Source organism: Ruegeria sp. CDSC025, from assembly GCF_059610805.1.
This window is the reverse complement of sequence record NZ_JBXWOJ010000002.1, coordinates 53069-72202: the sequence shown is the minus strand read 5'-3', so window position 1 is coordinate 72202 and position 19134 is coordinate 53069. Positions and strand designations below refer to the sequence as shown.

General features: G+C 57.1%; 20 protein-coding genes. 4 read left to right on the top strand and 16 right to left on the bottom strand.

The window, feature by feature from the left end; translation table 11 throughout:
- Nucleotides 1-6 precede the first annotated feature (6 nt).
- The 3 genes from tatB to AC2FH8_RS03470 all read left to right on the top strand — a co-directional run bounded on the left by tatB (nt 7) and on the right by AC2FH8_RS03470 (nt 2338).
- Nucleotides 7-465 carry a Sec-independent protein translocase protein TatB gene (gene tatB, locus AC2FH8_RS03480; protein ID WP_281994530.1) on the top strand — a complete coding sequence of 153 codons (459 nt, stop codon included), beginning with the start codon at nt 7-9 and terminating at the stop codon, nt 463-465.
- On the top strand, nt 462-1379 hold the full coding sequence (gene tatC, locus AC2FH8_RS03475) for a twin-arginine translocase subunit TatC (RefSeq protein ID WP_142633471.1): 918 nt from the start codon (nt 462-464) through the stop codon (nt 1377-1379). Before tatB ends, tatC begins: the two co-directional genes overlap by 4 nt.
- Before the next feature lie 116 nt (nt 1380-1495).
- The gene (locus AC2FH8_RS03470; RefSeq protein ID WP_142633473.1) at nt 1496-2338 is read left to right on the top strand and encodes an ATP-binding protein; all 843 of its coding nucleotides are present in this window, start codon (nt 1496-1498) and stop codon (nt 2336-2338) included.
- A 60-nt stretch (nt 2339-2398) separates the two neighbouring features.
- On the opposite strand, the gene AC2FH8_RS03465 is transcribed toward AC2FH8_RS03470, so the two are convergent.
- The 10 genes from AC2FH8_RS03465 to alr form a co-directional block, all read right to left on the bottom strand.
- Complete coding sequence (locus tag AC2FH8_RS03465; RefSeq protein WP_496688285.1) at nt 2399-3043, bottom strand: SDR family NAD(P)-dependent oxidoreductase; 645 nt, start codon at nt 3041-3043, stop codon at nt 2399-2401.
- 42 nt (nt 3044-3085) lie between these two features.
- Nucleotides 3086-3334: a hypothetical protein gene (locus tag AC2FH8_RS03460; protein ID WP_496688283.1), complete on the bottom strand. Its 249-nt coding sequence runs from the start codon at nt 3332-3334 to the stop codon at nt 3086-3088.
- 252 nt (nt 3335-3586) lie between these two features.
- Nucleotides 3587-5110 (bottom strand): amidophosphoribosyltransferase, encoded by a 1524-nt coding sequence (gene purF / locus AC2FH8_RS03455; RefSeq protein ID WP_281994533.1) that lies wholly within the window; start codon nt 5108-5110, stop codon nt 3587-3589.
- A gap of 616 nt (nt 5111-5726) precedes the next feature.
- Nucleotides 5727-6332: a CvpA family protein gene (locus AC2FH8_RS03450; RefSeq protein WP_496688281.1), complete on the bottom strand. Its 606-nt coding sequence runs from the start codon at nt 6330-6332 to the stop codon at nt 5727-5729.
- A 41-nt stretch (nt 6333-6373) separates the two neighbouring features.
- Nucleotides 6374-7735 (bottom strand): DNA repair protein RadA, encoded by a 1362-nt coding sequence (gene radA / locus AC2FH8_RS03445; RefSeq protein ID WP_142633484.1) that lies wholly within the window; start codon nt 7733-7735, stop codon nt 6374-6376.
- Nucleotides 7736-7856: 121 nt separating this feature from the next.
- Nucleotides 7857-8636, bottom strand: a complete 780-nt coding sequence (locus AC2FH8_RS03440) for a DNA repair protein (protein WP_142633486.1) — start codon at nt 8634-8636, stop codon at nt 7857-7859.
- A gap of 148 nt (nt 8637-8784) precedes the next feature.
- Nucleotides 8785-9237, bottom strand: a complete 453-nt coding sequence (locus tag AC2FH8_RS03435; protein WP_142633488.1) for a paraquat-inducible protein A — start codon at nt 9235-9237, stop codon at nt 8785-8787.
- 435 nt (nt 9238-9672) lie between these two features.
- The gene (locus AC2FH8_RS03430) at nt 9673-10419 is read right to left on the bottom strand and encodes an ABC transporter ATP-binding protein (RefSeq protein ID WP_142633492.1); all 747 of its coding nucleotides are present in this window, start codon (nt 10417-10419) and stop codon (nt 9673-9675) included.
- Nucleotides 10416-11198 carry an MlaE family ABC transporter permease gene (locus AC2FH8_RS03425; protein WP_142633494.1) on the bottom strand — a complete coding sequence of 261 codons (783 nt, stop codon included), beginning with the start codon at nt 11196-11198 and terminating at the stop codon, nt 10416-10418. The genes AC2FH8_RS03430 and AC2FH8_RS03425 overlap by 4 nt, the downstream gene beginning before the upstream one ends.
- Nucleotides 11195-12229 carry an alanine racemase gene (alr, locus tag AC2FH8_RS03420; RefSeq protein ID WP_282027372.1) on the bottom strand — a complete coding sequence of 345 codons (1035 nt, stop codon included), beginning with the start codon at nt 12227-12229 and terminating at the stop codon, nt 11195-11197. The genes AC2FH8_RS03425 and alr overlap by 4 nt, the downstream gene beginning before the upstream one ends.
- Nucleotides 12230-12461: 232 nt before the next feature.
- Here alr and AC2FH8_RS03415 point away from each other — a divergent pair, with 232 nt between their 5' ends.
- Nucleotides 12462-13004, top strand: coding sequence for a GNAT family N-acetyltransferase (locus AC2FH8_RS03415; RefSeq protein ID WP_496688277.1), 543 nt, complete (start codon nt 12462-12464; stop codon nt 13002-13004).
- Nucleotides 13005-13007: 3 nt separating this feature from the next.
- Here the strand turns inward: AC2FH8_RS03415 and AC2FH8_RS03410 are convergent, their stop codons facing one another.
- The 6 genes from AC2FH8_RS03410 to AC2FH8_RS03385 all read right to left on the bottom strand — a co-directional run bounded on the left by AC2FH8_RS03410 (nt 13008) and on the right by AC2FH8_RS03385 (nt 18963).
- On the bottom strand, nt 13008-14498 hold the full coding sequence (locus AC2FH8_RS03410) for a replicative DNA helicase (RefSeq protein WP_142633499.1): 1491 nt from the start codon (nt 14496-14498) through the stop codon (nt 13008-13010).
- A gap of 225 nt (nt 14499-14723) precedes the next feature.
- Nucleotides 14724-15404: an orotate phosphoribosyltransferase gene (locus AC2FH8_RS03405; protein ID WP_142633501.1), complete on the bottom strand. Its 681-nt coding sequence runs from the start codon at nt 15402-15404 to the stop codon at nt 14724-14726.
- 128 nt (nt 15405-15532) lie between these two features.
- A complete protein-coding gene (locus AC2FH8_RS03400) occupies nt 15533-16714 on the bottom strand; it encodes an ammonium transporter (protein ID WP_282027374.1) in 1182 nt (393 codons plus the stop codon).
- Nucleotides 16715-16862: 148 nt separating this feature from the next.
- Complete coding sequence (locus AC2FH8_RS03395; RefSeq protein WP_496688274.1) at nt 16863-17342, bottom strand: CinA family protein; 480 nt, start codon at nt 17340-17342, stop codon at nt 16863-16865.
- Entirely contained in the window at nt 17339-17836 is a 498-nt protein-coding gene (locus tag AC2FH8_RS03390) for a phosphatidylglycerophosphatase A family protein (protein WP_142633508.1), read from the bottom strand. Before AC2FH8_RS03390 ends, AC2FH8_RS03395 begins: the two co-directional genes overlap by 4 nt.
- The gene (locus AC2FH8_RS03385; RefSeq protein ID WP_281994541.1) at nt 17833-18963 is read right to left on the bottom strand and encodes a bifunctional 2-C-methyl-D-erythritol 4-phosphate cytidylyltransferase/2-C-methyl-D-erythritol 2,4-cyclodiphosphate synthase; all 1131 of its coding nucleotides are present in this window, start codon (nt 18961-18963) and stop codon (nt 17833-17835) included. Before AC2FH8_RS03385 ends, AC2FH8_RS03390 begins: the two co-directional genes overlap by 4 nt.
- Between the last annotated feature and the right edge of the window lie 171 nt (nt 18964-19134).

Genomic DNA, 19134 nt, shown 5'->3' with positions numbered 1-19134 from the left:
TCTGGTATGTTTGATCTGGGCTGGACCGAGCTTCTGGTCATCGGCGTCGTTGCCCTGATCGTTGTGGGGCCAAAGGATCTGCCGGTTTTGTTCCGTAATGTCGGTCGTTTTGTCGGCAAGGCCCGTGGCATGGCGCGCGAATTCAGCAGTGCCATGAACGAGGCGGCGGATCAGGCCGGTGTAAATGACATCAAAAAAGGTCTTAACGCGGCCACTAACCCTGTAGGCAGCGCCATGGATGGTGTGAAAGAAGCCGCGCAGGACCTGGCCAAAAGTATCGACCCCACCAAGTTCGACCCCGATAGCGAGACCGGTAAGCTGGCCGCCGAACGGGCCGAGCAGGCCAAGAAGATTCAGGCCTCGACCGCACGTGCTGCGGCTGAGCGTAAGGCGAAAGAAGCCGCCGAAGCGATGGCCAAGGCTGAAGAGGCCGAAGCCGCGCTGAAAACCGAAGGCAAATCATGACCGACACAGACGAGATCGAAGACAGCTCGGCCCCATTGATCGAGCATCTGGCGGAACTGCGCACGCGGTTGATCCGCGCGGTCATTGCCTTTGTAATTGGCATTGTCCTGGCCTTTACGGTCGCGGAACCTATCCTGCAATTCCTGGTCCAACCAATCGAGGCAACGCTGCGCGATCTGGGCGATCCGTCTCCGACTTTGCAATATACCTCGCCACAGGAATATCTGTTTACGCTGTTCCGGATATCGATGGTGTTTGGTTTTGCGCTGGCCTTCCCGGTGATCTCCTATCAACTCTGGCGCTTTGTGGCGCCCGGTTTGTACAGGTCTGAGAAGGGCGCTTTCCTGCCATTCCTGGTCGCCTCGCCGTTCATGTTCCTGCTGGGGGCATCTTTTGCGCAGTTCGTAGTGACGCCGCTGGCCATGCAGTTCTTCCTGGGTTTTGCGGATGTCAGTTCGATTTTCGCCAATCTGTTGTCGGCGACAACCGGAGATGTTCCAGAAGAGATCGTGGTTGTGCCCGAAACCACCGAGGGCGTGAAGATCACGTTCTTCGGCAAGGTGAATGAATCGCTGGATATCACGCTGAAATTCATCCTTGCCTTTGGCCTGTGTTTCCAGCTGCCGGTTCTGCTGACCTTGATGGGTAAGGCCGGTCTGGTCAGCGCCGAAGGTTTGGGCAGTGTCCGCAAATACGCCATGGTGGGCATTCTAGTGCTGGCCGCCCTTGTGACGCCGCCGGATGTGATCACTCAGATCATCCTGTTTGTCGTGGTCTATGGCCTCTATGAGGTGTCGATTTTCCTTGTCGCCCGAGTTGAGAGAAAGCGCGAGGCCGAGCTGCGCGCAGAAGGCTACTATGACGACGAAGAAGAGGCGGATGCCGATATCATCCACGAAGAAGACGGCAAATAAACGTCGATCATGCAATGAACAGGCGCGCCCATCCCGGCGCGCCTTTTTCATGCGCCACTCTTGTCGCGCCGGGCGGAACATGGTTTGAGACCCTCCAAGCACGACCGGAGGCCCCAATGGATACACAAGCTCTGAACCGTATTGCCGACGCGCTGGATCGCATGGCCCCGGCGCCTTTGGCCGCGCCCGATTTTGCCGCAGCTCCAGCTTTTGTCTGGCATGTCGAACCCGACCGCCTGGAACCGGTTAAGCAGGTCAATCGGGTCGATTTGGATCTCTTGGTGGGTATCAACCGGTCTCGCGATACACTTTTGGACAATACACGCCGCTTTGCCGCTGGATTTAAGGCCAACAATGCACTGCTCTGGGGTGCGCGCGGTATGGGCAAATCCAGCCTTGTCAAAGCGGTCCACGGCACCCTGCAGAACGAACATCCCGATCTGAAACTGGTTGAGCTGCAGCGCGAGGATATGGGCTCGGTCGCGCGTCTGCTGAACCATCTACGCGCCGCGCCGCATCGGTTCATCCTGTATTGTGATGACCTGTCCTTCAGCCACGATGATCAGCACTACAAATCGCTCAAGGCAGTGCTGGACGGTGGCATCGAAGGTCGCCCGGAAAATGTGGTGTTCTACGCCACCTCAAACCGCCGCCACCTGATGCCGCGGGATATGATCGAAAATGAACGTTCCAGCGCCATCAACCCGTCTGAGGCCGTAGAAGAGAAGGTCTCACTGTCGGACCGGTTCGGGCTATGGCTGGGTTTCCATCCTTGCGATCAGGACGAATACCTTGCCATGATCGACCGCTATTGTGCTTCTTACGGCGTCTCGGTCGACGCAAACACCCTGCGCGCCGAAGCGATCGAATGGCAGGCCACACGTGGTGCGCGCTCGGGCCGTGTGGCATGGCAATTCTTCGTCGATCTGGCCGGAAGAAACGGTGTTCACATCGCGTAATCCGCCGGCTTCATCTGGCTAAAAATACCTCCGCCGGAGGCATGGCCCAATGGGCCATTCCTATAACAGAGCCAGAATGCGCGCCGCTTCATCTGCGGTGCTGGTCAATGCCTCCCGATCCTCACCGGGATGAAACCGGGCACGCACGGCAGTTGGCATGGCAGCCGGTTCCACGATGCTCACACGCGGCCCGGTGCGCTCAGTTTCCAGCGCCCAGCTACGGGCCAGAGCCATCTGCGCCGCCTTGGTGGCACCGTAGATGCCATAGAATTTCTCACCCGCCTTCGGATCATCGAAAAACACCGCATGGCCGGCCTCACCCAGCAAAGGCGCAACATAGGGGATCAGGACCGACGTGGCGGTTGCGTTGGTGTTAATGGCTTTGGTCCATTCCTTGGGGTCAATGAAATGGGTCGGCGTCAGGGCCGAAGTGTGAACCGCAGTATGCAGCCACAGGTCCACCTTGCCCCAGCGATCATGGATGCCACGACACAGAGTGGCCATCGCATTCGGGTCGGCAATATCCATCGGAGCCAGGGTGGCTGAACCGCCCTTTGCTTTGATGCGGTCGTCCAGTTCTTCCAACCCGCCGGTGGTACGGGCGACAGCGACGATGTGGTACTCTGGTGCCAGCGCCTCGGCCAGGGCAGCGCCCAGCCCGCGTGAGGCCCCGGTGATGAGGGCGATTTTAGTCTGATCGGTCATGACTGCGGTTTGAACCCAAGCGTGCAGCGCGTCAAGACAGGATTAGCTGCCTGGGATCGCTATGCGCGTCGTCTGACCGCTTTGTCGCAGCATGATGCCCTCGGCATCAATGGCCACAATAGTACCTGAAGACACACGGCTGCCCAGCTTGACCTCTTTGACCCGGCCAGAAGACATCCGCATCAGCGCGCGCATATCGGCTTTTGGCCCAAACACCCCAAGCAGGGTGACAGAGTTTTTGCTAAGCGCGCCCTGTTGCGTGGCCGCGCTTGTGACGGTTTTGTTTGACATAGAGTGCGGTTGCGGCACGCGGCCCCAACCCCTTTTGATGAGTGGTTGGAGGCGGGCTATCAAACGCAACAAGGGAACAAAAGGTCTGGTGAATTGTCCGTTCCGTCACTTTCAAAAGGCAATCGGTGAACCCATTGCGATTGCATTTCCTTCGCCAAAAAGTTGTGCGCGGAAACTAAGCGAATTTACACCGATGCAGGTCGGAAACCGCCCGGCTTGGACCGGGCAGAGAGCTACCGATTCGCCGGAAACTTATCCCGAAGCCAGCTTCGCCGCATTCCAGGATCCGCCGGGCACCTGCATGTCTTCACGTTTCTTACTAACGCGTGAGCTGCTTTCGAGCGTATCCAGATAGTCTTTGCTGACGCTTCCGGTGATGTATTTTCCGTCAAAACACGAACAGTCGAACGCTTCGATTTCTGGATTTCCTTCCTTGGCGGCCCAGATCAGATCGTCCAGATGCTGATAGATCAGGGCGTCTGCACCGAGCTCTTGCCGGATTTCCTCGACCTCTTTGCCATGGGCAATCAGCTCATGTTTGGTGGGCATGTCGATGCCATAGACATTGGGGTATTTCACCGGCGGTGAGGCGCTGGCAATGTAGACCTTCTTGGCTCCAGCCTCGCGGCACATTTGCACAATCTTCTTGATCGTGTTCCCGCGGACGATGGAATCATCGATCAACAGAACATTGTGGCCGTCAAACTCCAGCGGAACCGCATTCAGTTTGCGGCGCACGGATTTCTGACGTTCGGCCTGACCGGGCATGATGAACGTTCGTCCGACATAGCGGTTCTTTACCAGACCTTCGCGATAGGGAATGCCGGTGATCTTGGCCGCCTCAAGCGCGACCGGGCGGGCGCTGTCTGGGACCGGGATGATCCGATCAATCTCAAGCCCTGATTCCTGGATCTGTTTGGCCAGCGTCTGCCCCATACGCATCTGCGTTTTATAGACAGAGACGCCGTCCAACAGAGAATCCGGACGCGCCAGATAGACATATTCAAAGATACAGGGTGTCAGCTTGCCTTCGACCGCCTGGAATTCGTGCATGTTGCCGTCCAGGTCGATCAGAATCGCTTCGCCAGGGCGCAGGTCGCGCATCTTGTTGAAGCCGTTGATGCCAAAGGCCACATCTTCCGAGGCAAACGCAAAGTCGTCGCCACCGCTTTCGGTTTCGCGGATGGCCACCGAGAGCGGGCGAATTCCGTGCGGGTCGCGGAAGGCCAGCATTCCGACACCTGCAATCAGGCAGATTACCGAATAGGCGCCCTGTACCCGTTCCATCGTCATCTTCACACCGGCAAAGATATTCCGAATGGGCTCGGCGTTGCCATTGACCTTGATTGCGTCAGCAACCTTGTCCGCCAGAACGTTCAGCAGAATTTCCGAATCTGACGTTGTGCGCAGGTGGCGGCTGTATTTTCCGGTGACCTTCTCACGCTGTGCGGCAGTGTTGGTGATATTGCCGTTATGAACCAGGTAGATGCCATACGGGGCATTCACGAAGAACGGCTGCGCCTCGGCCGCGCTGAGCGACCCGGCAGTCGGATAGCGCACATGGCCAATGCCGACCTTTCCAAGCAGGGTATCGGCGTCCTGAGCGTTAAACACGTCCTTGACCAGCCCGTTGGCCTTCTTTTCGCGGAAGAACTCTCCGGTATACGTGACGATACCCGATGCATCCTGACCCCGGTGCTGTAGCATCAGAAGCCCGTCATAGATTTCCGCAAACACATCATGTGTTCTGCTTGCGATCCCCAAAATCCCACACATGTACGGGCTCCAAATTACTATGACGATTTAAGTTGTGGCGGTGTTCGGAACATCAGCATGGCGGTGTCTTTGCCTGATACTTCCCATAGATCTTGGGATGCAGACGCGCCCTGGTCGTAAGCGGCAGGCGCGAAAGAAAACAGATACAGCAAGATCGGCAGCTCCGATTCCATGTCAGTTCGGACTTCACATAAAGCCTTACGGTGGCTGTGTCATCAAAGGATCACATTTGCGATTTGACGCAGGTGGAATTTGCCACAATGGCCGAACAAAAGGTGACAGGTTTCGCAGCTTGTGCTGTCATAGAGGAAACAATCCGAAACAATAGTTTCTTCAAGCCAAGCGGATTTCAGACATGTGGCAAAACAATCAAGGTCAGAAAAAGCAAGAACCGGTAAAACGCCGGTGCCACCGATGCCGTGGAATGGGGCGCGCACCCTGTCAGATTTGCGGAGGCGCAGGTGAAGTGATCAAAAGTCGGGACATTTTTGGCAAGCCCGTCATGTCCCGTTGCGAGGGGTGCTTTGGGCTGAAAAACATCAGATGCACCGTTTGCGCCGGAGAAGGGTTTGTCTAAGTCGAATTGAAAAAGCCCGGCTTTGACCGGGCTTTTGCTTTATTCCGCTGCAGGTGTTTCAGGGGCGGCAGGTGCGTCGGATGGATCGGCGCTTTCACCACAGCTGGCTACCAGTTCTTCATATTGGGATGTTACCCACCCCAGCGCGGCTTCGGGGTTTTGCTCTTCGATTTTGTCGCTGAATTGTTCGAACACTTTGGCTGACCGGCTTTCGTCGACGATTGTGTAGGATTGGCCCGTCATGACTGTGTCATAGACGAAGAAGGCAATCGCCACCAAAAGGATGCCGCGCGCGATTCCAAAGAAAAACCCAAGTGCCTGATCCAAGCCGCCCAGTGCAGACCGTTGCACAAGAGATGAGAACAGTGGGGTAAATATACTAACCACGATCAGGGCAATGGCAAACACGCCAGCGAACCCGGTGATTACCGACAATTCACAACTGTCGCGCAGGAAATCTCCGACAACGGGGATTTCTTTGACCAGTGGAACGGCCTGTGGTGCGAAAATGAATGCCAAAACTGCCGCCGCAACCCATCCCGCGATCGCGAGAATTTCCCGCAACAGGCCACGGGAATAGGCCAGCAGACCCGATATAACGATGATCAGGGCAACTACCCCGTCAATTATTGTAAAACCTTCCATGGCCCTCGCCCGTAATTTTTTCTGCCCCTCAAGGCGTTACCTTAACCTGCTCCGAAGGTTTCGCCAACAAACCCTACCAAATCAGAGGGCCGGGTGAGTGTCAGACCTGCCACAGTACCGGTTTTCCCGCCTGCCGGAGCTATGGCGGATGTGAAACCAAGTTTTTGGGCTTCTTTCAACCTGTTTTCTGTCTGAGGGGCTGGTCTAAGTGCCCCGGACAACGAGATTTCTCCGAAAACGACGGTGTCCGTTGGCAGGGCTGTGTCCTCGCGCGCGCTGAGTAGCGCGGCAGCAACGGCAAGGTCCGCGGCTGGCTCGGTGATTTTAAGCCCGCCTGCGACGTTGAGATAGACATCAAGCCCGGCAAAGGGGATGCCACAACGGGCTTCGAGCACGGCAAGGATCATTGCCAGCCGTCCGCTGTCCCAGCCGACGACGGTTCGGCGAGGCTGAGAGTGGGGGGATGGGGCAACCAGCGCCTGAAGCTCGACCAGAACCGGCCGTGTCCCTTCGATACCAGCAAATACGGCCGATCCGGGGCTGGGCTTGCCGCGTTCAGATAGAAACAGGGCCGACGGGTTTGTGACTTGTGCCAGACCCTTGCCTGTCATCTCGAACACTCCAATCTCATCGGCTGGACCAAACCGGTTCTTGACCGCGCGCAGAATGCGGAACTGATGCCCGCGTTCGCCTTCGAAATAAAGAACGGTATCAACCATGTGTTCAACCACGCGGGGGCCAGCGATCTGACCATCTTTGGTGACATGGCCAACCATGATGATTGAAACTCCGTGTCGTTTCGCAAACGTGGTCAATTCATGTGCTGCGGCGCGGACTTGTGACACTGAACCCGGTGCGCTGTCGACGTTGTCGGCCCACATGGTTTGAATTGAGTCGATGATTGCGAGACCGGGTTTCTCGGCTTCCAGCGTGGTGAGGATGTTACGCAGGTTGGTTTCGGCGGCCAGTTGCACGGGCGCATCTTCAAGCCCTAACCGGCGCGCGCGCATCCTAACCTGCGCGCTGGCTTCCTCGCCCGAGACGTAAATGGTTTTCACACCTGCACGCGAGAACCGGGCCGCGGCCTGCAGCAAAAGGGTGGATTTGCCGATGCCCGGATCCCCACCTACCAGCAAGGCCGAGGCGGGGACGAGTCCGCCTCCCAACACGCGATCCAACTCCTCGACCCCGCAGAGCGTGCGGGGAGGGGGCGTTTCCTCGGTCGACAGGTCCGTGAGTGTGATAGACTGGCCGCGCTTACCACCGAGGGATTTTTTGGCTGGGCCAGCCGAAAGGGGTACGTCTTGCGTGATGGAATTCCATTCACCGCAACCGTCACAGCGCCCGGACCACCGTGAATGAGTGGCACCGCAGGCCGAGCATGAAAAAGTTGTCTTTGCCATGGCGCCCTTGGTGCCCGAGGAATGGCGGTTCTTCAAGCCCTCGTGGGCCTTCATCTCCACCGGTAGCGCGCCATATCCTCAGGCCCGTTTGGGCCATCGTCCATGGCGGGCGCTGTCGCGCCTATTCGGCGGCGCGAGGTGGCGACATAGCTATGACGCTCGACGGCTTCGATGCACCGTCCTTGGGCTGCTGCAGTTGCGCTGACAGTTCCGGCAACAGTTCGAAAAGTTCGTCGCGCAGGCGGGTTAGCTGAGAACGAGCGATGGATTCCTCGATTTCAACATCATGGGTCCACTGGCGCAGCTCGTGCTGAATGGTTTGCGCCTCTTCCAGCCGTTGCTGAAACAGTTCGATCTCTTCCTGGCGTTGCTGCAGGAATGTGCGGGCACGGGCGATGCGGGTATCCCCGTAAGTTTCGGCCAGTTCTTGGCTTATCTGGCTCATTTGCGCGGCCAACTCCAGAATCTCAGGTTCGAGCGATTGCAGGTTGGGATGTTGGCGCAGGAAGGCCATCCGCTCTTTGACCGCATCAAATTCGGACGACAGGATAAATGCCCCGCTGCGGTCCTGCGCATGGGCCAGCTGATAGGCATGGGCGATGTCGTGCATGTTCAGCGCAAATTTACGGTGCGCGTTTTCCAGCGCCATCATCCGGGCATTCGCAGGAAGGTAGAAGGCCAGCATCAGGATCAGAGCGGTCAGGCCAATCTGAACATAGATCCCGGCGTCGATGATGGTACCGCCTGCCAGTCCGGCTTGCATGGAAAGCCATGGCAGCACGCCCAGGGCGGATAGCATAGTGGTTGCGACGGCCAGAAAAGCCGCCGAACAAATCAGAAAAAATGTCAGTCGTAAAAATGCGTTTTGAAACTGTAATGTTAACGTGTGGAGTGCGGTCATGTTCGACGATCTCCTTCTCAAACCGATACATATCGGTCCGAAGCGGACAAAGGTTGAACACAATTTTTGATCCGCTACGGACCGATTACTACAAGAAACTGGCTGCTCGAAATATTAAGATGATACTCAGATAAGCGTTTTCAATCAATTAGGTCTGATGATTTCGTGATCTGGATGTCATCTCGGTAATAATACCCAAGCCGATTGAGGCCAGAATACAGGCCGTAAACAGGTAAAGCCCCCATGCGGTTTCGATGGTCGCGTAAGAGATGCCTTTGGCCAGCGTGATATAGAGCGCGATCAGGAAGATGTCTGCCATTGCCAGCTTACCGAGAATATTCAGCGCAGGTTGAACGCGCGCATCCAGCAGGTCCCATTGGATCAGGGCGGTTCCGATGGTTTTCAGATAGGGGGCAAAAAGGGCGAAGACGGTGACGATCAGCGCAAGGAAGATGTCGGACTTCCAAAGGGACTGGAGCCCGGTGATGACGCTGATTTCAGAAAGGCCAAAGATGGGCAGGAACCCCGCACGCATCAGCGGGGCGAACCACGCGATGGGGTAGAGGATCAGCAGGGAGAGGGTGACGAGGCGGAGGGTCATTTGCTCCATCGAAGTTCAAGCGGGAACATAATTTTAGGGCTTAAGTGTTTTTTGGTTGAGCTTTCTTCTTCGAATTCCCTCGTTTTAGCTGAAAAAACTCCCAAAACACATAAAAAACAGTAAGTGGAAGGACGACTATTAGGGCAAAATCGGCTTGCCTAGAATAAGCAGAATCATAGTACCAGTCGGGATAAAGAAACTTCCAAACTATAACCGGCGAGATACTGGCGATCAAACGAAGTGGAACCGAATAGTAGGTCACAAACTCTTTTGCCAGTAATAGAAACGTTTTCAAGTTCTTGTTCCTCCGAATATTCTGGTTGTTCAGTTTTTGTATTGCGAGAGGTTCTCCAAAGAATGAAGCATGAGAAACTAAATCGATAAAGCAAGTTTCCGTGGAAACTGATTACATTCCTTGATGCGTCCCTTGCGCGATCACCGCACCGCCTCAATCGGCCCCTCTGCGCTCCCGCTGATGAACTGTTCCACATAGGGATCACCTGAGGCGTCCATCTGCCCGACGGGGCCGGTCCATTGGATCACACCTCCGTGCAGCATGGCGACGTTATCGGCAATCGCGCGGACCGAGCTCATGTCGTGGGTGATGGTCATCGCGGTGGCGCCCATTTCGGTCACGATCTCGCGGATCAGGTCGTTGATGACACCGGACATGATGGGATCAAGGCCGGTGGTGGGCTCATCGAAGAAAATGATCTCGGGCTCGGCGGCGATGGCGCGGGCCAGGCCCACGCGTTTTTGCATACCGCCCGACAGTTCGGCCGGGAAACGATCGGCCACATCCGCCTTCAGACCCACGCGGCGCAGTTTCTCGATGGCGATCTCGCGCGCCTCGTCCACGGGGCGTTTGAGCGAACCGCGCAGCAGGCGGAAGGCGACGTTTTGCCAGACGGGCAGCGAGTCGAACAGCGCTCCGCCCTGAAACAGCATTCCAAACCGGGCCAAAAAGGCATCGCGGTCGCCTTTGGTGGCATCTTTGCCGTCCACATAGATCGTGCCGCTGTCAGGTTTGATCAGGCCAAGAACGCATTTCAGCGCCACAGATTTGCCGGTGCCCGACCCGCCGATAATGACCATCGAGGTGCCCTTGGGGATCTCGATATTGACGCCTTTCAGGACCTGATTAGACCCAAAGGCTTTATGTACACTCTCCATCCGGATCATATCGAGAAGAACACCCCTGTCAGAACGAAGTTTGCAGCCAGAATCATGATTGCGGCAGCCTCGACCGAAGATTTGGTCGCAGCGCCTACGCCCTGCGCGCCCCGGCCCGAGTTCATGCCGTAGTAACAGCCCATGGTCGCCGTGATCAGGCCAAAGGCCGCGCCCTTGGTAAGCGAAGAGACGATGTCATGAAATTCGAGGAAATTCATGGTGTTTTGCAGGTAGGCCGCGGCGTTGAAGCCCAGGCTTTGGGTCGCCACGATATATCCGCCCGCAATGCCGATCACATCGCCAACAGCAACAAGAATCGGCACGGTAATAACGGCGGCCAGCACCCGCGGCGCGGTGAGGTACTTCATCGGATGCGTGGACAAAGTTACCAGCGCGTCGATCTGCTCGGTCACTTTCATGGTCGCGATTTCGGCGGCGATGGACGATGTGACCCGCGCTGCAATCATCAGACCACCCAGAACAGGCCCAAGCTCGCGCACCATGCCGATCGCTACGATTTGTGGCACCACAGCTTCGGCATTGAAACGCGCACCACCTGCATAGATCTGAAGCGCCAATGCACCGCCGGTAAATATCGCCGTCAGGCCAACCACCGGCAGGGACATCCAACCGATATTCATCAGAGCGACCGCAAATTCGCGCGGATAATAGGGGGGGCGGAAAATATGTGAAATCGCGTCTACAAAGAACAGAGCGACCTTGCCGAAATTTGCAAGCAAAGACAGGGCTGTACGTCCCAACCCGCCCAGCATTGAAAGAGGGTTCATTCGATATAGCCCCGAGAGTAGCGCGCGCCTAGAGATGTCAGAATTTCATACCCGATGGTGCCGGCGGCCTCGGCCAGATCATCTACTGTCTGGTGACCGTTGAGAATACGCAGGCGTTCCGGATCCTCGGGCAGATCCGTTACGTCGATGGTGATCAGATCCATTGAGATCCGGCCAACGACAGGGCAGGGCCTGTCCGCCACAAAGGCATCAATGCCGCCTCCGATAGCGCGGTGAAGCCCGTCTGCATACCCGGCCGCAACCGTGGCGATACGGGATTTGCGCCGCGCGACCCAGCTATTGCCGTATCCCACGCTTTCGCCGGGCTCGACCTCGCGCACCTGAATGACCGGAAGGTCGACGGTGACGACGGGTTTCGCATCGGCAAAGGGTTGTCCGCCATACATCCCGATACCGGGACGGCAAAGGTCGAAGTGATAATCGCTGCCCAGAAGGATACCGCCGGTGGCCGCAAGCGATCTGGGGGCCGCACTTCCATCAGTCAATTCGTGGAACACCCGCAGTTGGTGGCGATTCATCGGGTTGTCAGGTTCATCCGCACAGGCGAGATGCGACATCACCAGCGACGGATTAAGCGGCTCGATCTCTGTGCGCAACGCGGCCCAGTCCGCAGGCTCAATCCCCAAGCGATTCATGCCGGTATCCAACTGGATTCCAAAGGCGTGTTCAGGCAAGGCCTGACGATGGCGGCGGAACTGTTCGGGCGAATTCAGCAATGGCGTCAAATTGTGTTGGAGCAGTTGGTCGCTGTCGCCTTCCATATGCCCGGAAAAAACACTTATCGTTGCGTCGGGTCCGACAGCCTCGCGCACGGCGGCACCTTCTTCGGCAGCCGCGACAAAGAAATTTCTGACACCTTCTTCAGCAAGTGCGGCAGAGACAGGACCAGCGCCCAGGCCATAGGCGTCGGCCTTGACCACAGCACCCGTTTCACAGGACGTCTTTGCATCAAGCGCCTGCCAGTTGCTGGCCAGTGTATAAAGATTGATCGTTAAGCGTGCAGTACTCATGCGTCTGTTCATGACATTGGATCGCGTCAGGTCAAGGGGGGTCGCAGCGATAATTGACCTGTACGTTGCGCATAACGGCACCTTGAGGCCGGGAAGCGGGTTGAAACAGCGTAAATCTGCGTATTGATCATCTGAGGGCACCAAATCACTATTGTGCGCACATCGTGGTCAACCATGATCGGGTCAAGGTGATCGTTCACTAATACCCAAGGGGGCCTGTTGGGATGAAAACATGATTGAACTCTCGTTTGGGTACAAAAACCAGAGCAGTAGGTTGCCTGATTTCTTTTATGATGTGTTCTCTGCTTCAGAGGGGGCCGAGGAAGGACGGGCCATTCAATCTTTGATCAGGGAATTGCTGAAAACCGAGCCCGATCAGGATCTGCAGGGATGTGTTGCGACTGATGGGGGCGATCTTCTGGGATGTATCATATTCTCGCGCCTGACCTTTGATCAGGATCCGCGGCGGGTGTTTCTGATGTCGCCCGTGGCCGTGCGGACGGATCGGCAACAGGGTGGGATCGGGCAGAAGCTGATCACCTTTGGTCTGGACCAACTGCGGGCCCAAGGCGTCGATTTTGCAATAACCTACGGAGATCCGTCATATTACGGCAAAACCGGTTTCCTGCCCATTTCTGAGGCATTCGCGCAGCCGCCAATGCCGCTTAGCCAGCCGATCGGATGGCTAGGGCAATCTCTGTCTGGTTCACAGGCTGATCCGATAGTGGGGCCGTCACGCTGTGTCAGCGCGTTTGACCGACCCGACCTTTGGTGACGGTCAGTAGCCTTCGATCTGACCGTCCTGCTGCCAGGGTTTGACGAGGTTCCCGAAGCGGGTGAACTGTGCTTCGAAGGACAGCTCGACCGTACCGATGGGGCCGTGGCGCTGTTTGCCAACGATAACTTCGGCCTTGGCGTGCAGGCGTTCCATGGCCTGCTTCCACTCTTCCATCTTCTCCAACTCATGATCGCCGGGCTTTTCCCGTTCTTTGTAGTATTCCTCGCGGAACACGAACATCACCACGTCGGCATCCTGTTCGATCGAGCCTGATTCCCGCAGGTCGGACAGTTGAGGGCGCTTGTCGTCTCGGTTTTCAACCTGCCGGGATAGCTGAGACAATGCGATGACCGGGATGTTCAGTTCCTTGGCAATGGCTTTCATACCCATCGAAATCTCAGCGATTTCGTTGACGCGGTTTTCGGCCATGCCGCGGCACAGCTGCAGATAGTCGATCACCAGCAGGTCCAATCCATGGGTCCGCTTCAACCGCCGTGCACGCGCGGCGAGCTGTGAAATCGGTAGTGCCGGGGTGTCGTCAATGAACAGCGGGCAGGCTTCCAACTCCTTGGCTGCATCAACAAAGCGGCGAAACTCACCCTCGGTCATGTCACCCTGGCGGATCTTGTGGCTCGAGATTTCCGAGGCTTCGGCCAGAACCCGACCCGCCAACTGCTCGGCGCTCATTTCCAATGAGAAGAACCCGACAACGCCGCCGTCAATCGCGCCTTCGGTGCCGTCGGGTTTCAGCCCGCGCTTGTACGCTTTGGCCACGTTGAACGCCACGTTTGTCGCCAATGAGGTTTTCCCCATCGACGGACGCCCGGCCAGAATGATCAGGTCGGACGGGTGCAAGCCACCCAACTGCTTGTCCAAATCGGTCAGACCGGTGGAAATCCCGGCCATTCCACCACCGCGCTGATAGGCCTCGTTGGTGACGTTGACAGCCTCGGTGACCGCCTTGAGGAAGGATTGAAACCCCTGTTCGGTCTGGCCTTGTTCAGACAGCTGATACAACTGCTGTTCAGCCTCAACAATCTGTTCCTTGGGCTCGCTCGCCACATCGACCCGCGCCGCCTTGTCCGAGATATCGCGGCCAAGCCGGATCAACTCGCGCCGGATGGCAAGATCATAGATCATCTGGGCATAGTCATGCACCGCAAAGGCACTGATCGAGGCCCCGGCCAGCTTGACCAGATATGCCGGACCGCCCAGTTCCTTCAGGCCTTCATCCTCGGCCATGAAAGATTTCAGCGTGACGGGCGAAGCCAGCGCGTTCTTGGCGATACGGGTCGCGGCGACCTCGTAAATACGCGCATGGACCGGATCATAGAAATGCTCGGCCCCGATGATCGAGGCGACCCGGTCATACAGATCATTATTGGTCAGGATCGCACCCAGAAGCTGTTGTTCAGCCTCAATAGAATGCGGCATGGTATCGGCGTTTTGGATCTGTGCCGCTGCCTGCTCGATGCTGCTTATCTCGTTCATTTTGTCCCCGCTGCCCGTCCCGAGGTTCTATACGCGAAACGCCATTGCAAGCTATCTGGAAATACCTGTGGCTAACTGGGGGTAAGGCCTAGGGATAACTTTCCAGACAGTTTGGACGCTATGGTGTGCTTGGCCTATTATGTAGGAAAGCGGGGAAAAGTCACCAGATATCGTATATGCTCAGCCGATTCTTTGACGCTTATCCCCAATCCATCCACAACAGGTTTAGGAGGGTTTATTGGCCTCTTGCCAGCCGCGCGGGTCGTTCAGGAAGGCTTCGACACCGTCAAGTGTTTCCGTATCAAAGGCTTTCTGTGCTTTGGCCTCGGCCAAAACATCCCACCAGGTGCACAGCGAATGCAGTTTCACCCCATGATCGCCCAGAGTTTTCTCGGTTTCCGGAAAGATGCCATAATAGAAGATCACCGCCGTATGCCCGCAGGTCGCGCCGGTTTCGCGGATCGCATCAACGAAGGACAGTTTGGATCCGCCATCGGTGGTCAGATCCTCAACCAGCAACACACGCTCGCCCTCGTTCATCGCGCCTTCGATCCGGGCGTTGCGGCCATAGCCTTTGGGCTTTTTACGCACATATGTCATCGGCAGGGCCATGCGTTCAGCGACCATCGCGGCAAAGGGAATGCCCGCAGTTTCGCCGCCAGCGATATTGTCGAACGCTTCAAAGCCCGCATCCCGCATCACTGTAACGGTCAGGAAATCCATCAGAGTAGACCGGATGCGCGGGTACGAGATCAGCTTTCGGCAGTCGATATAGGTCGGGCTGGGCAGTCCGCTGGCCAATGTGAATGGCTCGCGCGAATTGAAGTGAACGGCCTTGATTTCCAGTAGCATCCGCGCGGTCAGACGGGCGATTTCGGTGCTGTCGGGAAAGGAACTGGGGATCATGGCGGGACCTCTGAGCTGAAAAACCTTCGGGGCTGATAGCCTGCTGCTGCCGTCAGAGTCGAGAGGGCAGGCAAAAGAAAAGCGGGCCCGAATGGGGCCCGCTGTAAGCTTTCATAATGGCTTGGTGATTAGCTTGACATGTCGTAGGCACGTTCGCCATGCACCGACAAGTCAAGGCCATTGGTCTCAGTCTCGGCATCCACACGCAGCGGCGTGACGGCTGAGACCAGCTTGATCAGCACAAAGGTCACCACAGCGGTAAAGACGCCCACGATTGCCAACCCGCCAAGCTGCGCGGTCCAGGTACCCAGACCGAACAAGGCGATCATGATCGTGCCAAAGATGCCGCCAACGCCATGCACCGCAAACACGTCCAGCGTGTCGTCGATTTTCAAAATGTTGCGCATTACATAGACCGCTTCCTGACACAGGATACCTGCGACTCCGCCGATGATCAGCGCCTGAACCGGGCCGACGAAACCCGATGCTGGGGTAATCGAGGCGAGACCGGCGATGGTTCCGGTCACAAGACCCACCATCGAGGCTTTGCCAAAGCGAATTTTCTCCCACAAGGCCCAGGTCAGGGATGCAGTGGCCGCCGAAAGATGCGTCACGGTCATCGCCATCGCGGCACCGCCATCTGCAGCCAGTTGCGAGCCGCCGTTGAAGCCGAACCAGCCGACCCACAGCATCGCAGCGCCGATCATGACATAGCCTGGATTATGCGGGGGCGTTGTGCGGTGAAGGCGCGGGCCGAGTGCAACGGCAATGATCAAAGCGGCCAGACCTGCCGTTTCATGCACCACGATGCCACCGGCGAAATCTCGCACACCAATCTCGCCAAAAATGCCGCCATCGCTCAGCATTCCGCCGCCCCATATCCAATGGACCACGGGCGCATAACACAGCAGCATCCACAGGGCAGAGAAGGTCAGAACAAAGCCAAAGCCGACCCGTTCGACATAAGCACCGACGATCAGGGCGGGGGTGATAATGGCAAAGGTCATCTGGAAGGCAAAGAACAGAATTTCGGGCAGGGTGCCGGCCAGGCTGTCGGCATCAACACCATTCAGAAAGGCCTTGTCCAACCCGCCCCAAATCCCGCTTTCACCGGGGCCAAAGGCGATGGAATATCCTGCGACCAGCCAGAGAATGCTCATCAAGCAGGCGATGCTAAAGCAGTGCATGAACACGCTCAGCACGTTGCGGGCGCGTACAAGGCCGCCATAGAAGAGGGCCAGGCCCGGAAGTGTCATGAACAGGACCAGTGCAGTTGCTACTATGATCCAGGCGGTATCGGCTCCATTCATCAGCCACTCTCCTTTACAGAATGCGTGGCGGGGCTTGAAGCGGATTGCGACTGGGGAAAAAAGAGGCAGAGCCCAAAAAAGCAGCCTATTTCAGGGGCCTTTTTTGAAGAGTTGATTAATTGGGCGTCAAATTGTCGAACATGCCCGATTATTGGGCAGTGCTGAAAAGTGCCTTTGACAGCAATGCCAGCGCGTGATCCCGCGCGGCTCGACGCACCCGATCGCGGCCCAATGCGCCGAATTCGACGGTTTCTGTCATGGGTGGTATGCCGTCACCGGCCACACCAAAACATACCCGGCCTTCGGGTTTAAACTCGGATCCGCCCGGGCCTGCAATGCCGGTAACCGACACTGCCAGTTGCGCCTGTGAATTCCGCAAGGCACCCTCGGCCATTTCGCGCGCGACCTGTTCAGAAACCGCGCCATAGGCATCCAATGATTCCTTGCGGACACCCAACATTTGCTGTTTGGCAGTATTTGTGTAGGTCACAAAACCGCGCTCAACGACCGCAGAGCTGCCGGGGATGTCGGTCAGAGCCGCAGCGACCATCCCGCCAGTGCAGCTTTCGGCGGTGGTGATCATCACCCCTTTCGCTTTGGCGCTTTCTAGCAGGTCGGAAACGGTCACAACCCCAGAACTCCGTGGCTGAACCCGGCGGCCAACATGATGCCTATGGCCGCGAATACCCCGGCAATCACATCGTCCAGCATAACGCCCATGGGATCGCCGCGCCGGTCAGCCCAACCCACGGGGCCGGGTTTCAGGATGTCGAACAGGCGGAACAGTACAAACCCAGTTACCCAACCTGGCCACAGCGCTGTAATGTCGATCCCGTGCGCCCAACTGGGATAGGATATCGCCCAAAGTGCGAGGAACTGACCTGCGACCTCGTCAATCACAATCTCGGAAGGGTCATGGTCTTCTTGCCCGGCGGTCATCACCCGCGTGGCCCACAGACCGCCGAAAAACACCGCGACTGTCGCGACCGCCAGTAAGGGGAAGCCGCCCAGAGTATGCAGAACCCATACCAAGGGCAGGGCTACCAAAGACCCCCAGGTGCCGGGGGCGGGTCGCAGATATCCGACGCCACAAACAGTGCCAATCAGTTGTGCAACGGTCATGATTTCACCAAACAAGCTGTTGCAATAGAAGCAATTCCTTCAGCACGCCCGGTAAAGCCCAAACGCTCGGAGGTTGTGGCCTTGACCGAAATCTGATCCTGGCGCAATTCCATGATCTTCGCCATCTCTGCCCGCATGGCCGCGGCGTGAGGCCCGACCTTGGGGTATTCGCAGACCAGCGTGCAGTCGACATTCGAGATACGATATCCCATCTGCCCGGCCAACTCGACCGCATGGCGCAGGAAAATTTCGCTTGCCGCGCCTTTCCATTGGGGATCTGAGGGCGGAAAGTGCTGTCCGATATCCCCTTGTGCCAATGCTCCGTAAATCGCATCGGTGACTGCGTGCATACCGACATCCGCATCAGAATGCCCCTGAAGCGATCGGTTATGCGGAACTTTGATACCGCACAGGAATACGTGATCCCCGTCACCAAAACGATGCACGTCGTAGCCGTTCCCCAGCCTTACATCCATATCCGTTCCCAATATGCGTTCCGCCCTGGCAAAATCCTCGGGTCGGGTGATTTTCAGGTTGTCCGTATCGCCCGGCACGATGCAGACGTCCAGCCCGGCGGCGCGCGCGACTTCCACGTCATCCGCTGAACCTCCGGGATGCGCGGTGTGGGCAGCGACGATTGCGTCATAGTGAAAGCCCTGCGGGGTTTGCGCTGCATGCAACCCGGATCGATCCTGCGTGCCAGTGACCATAGTGTCGCTTGCTGTCCACAAGGCGTCCGTCACCGCAAGGCCAGGTGCGGCACCGGGGAAATTGTCCAGAGCGGCCAGAACGGCATCAATGATCTCGGTGCTGACACAAGGACGTGCGACATCGTGGATCAAGACGCGGGTCACATTCATGCCGTTCAACGCCGACAACCCGCTGCGCACCGATCCTGCTCTGTCTGACTCGCCTTCCGCGAGGATCAGATCGGCGCTTTCAAATTCTTCCCAGGCGGGGGCATCCTCCTTCGACAGCACAAGGACGATGTGATCGACTTGCCCGCGGAATCGGTCGATGGTCCAGTCGGCCACCCGACGACCTGCCAGATGGCGCCACTGTTTTGGCGTGCCGCCTCCGGCGCGTTGACCGCGTCCTGCGGCGACAATGATAGCTGCGGTCGTCATGTGTCGTGCTCTCCGACGAGTTAAGGGCAATGTTTAGGGTGCGGTGAAAGCAGAGGCAATCACTCGGTTTCATCTGCTTAAAAAATAGGCAAACGATGATTTTGCATGCTTGTTCATGGCGGTTTTGTTGTTCATATGCACTCAATTCGATATCAAAGCTGCAACTGCTCA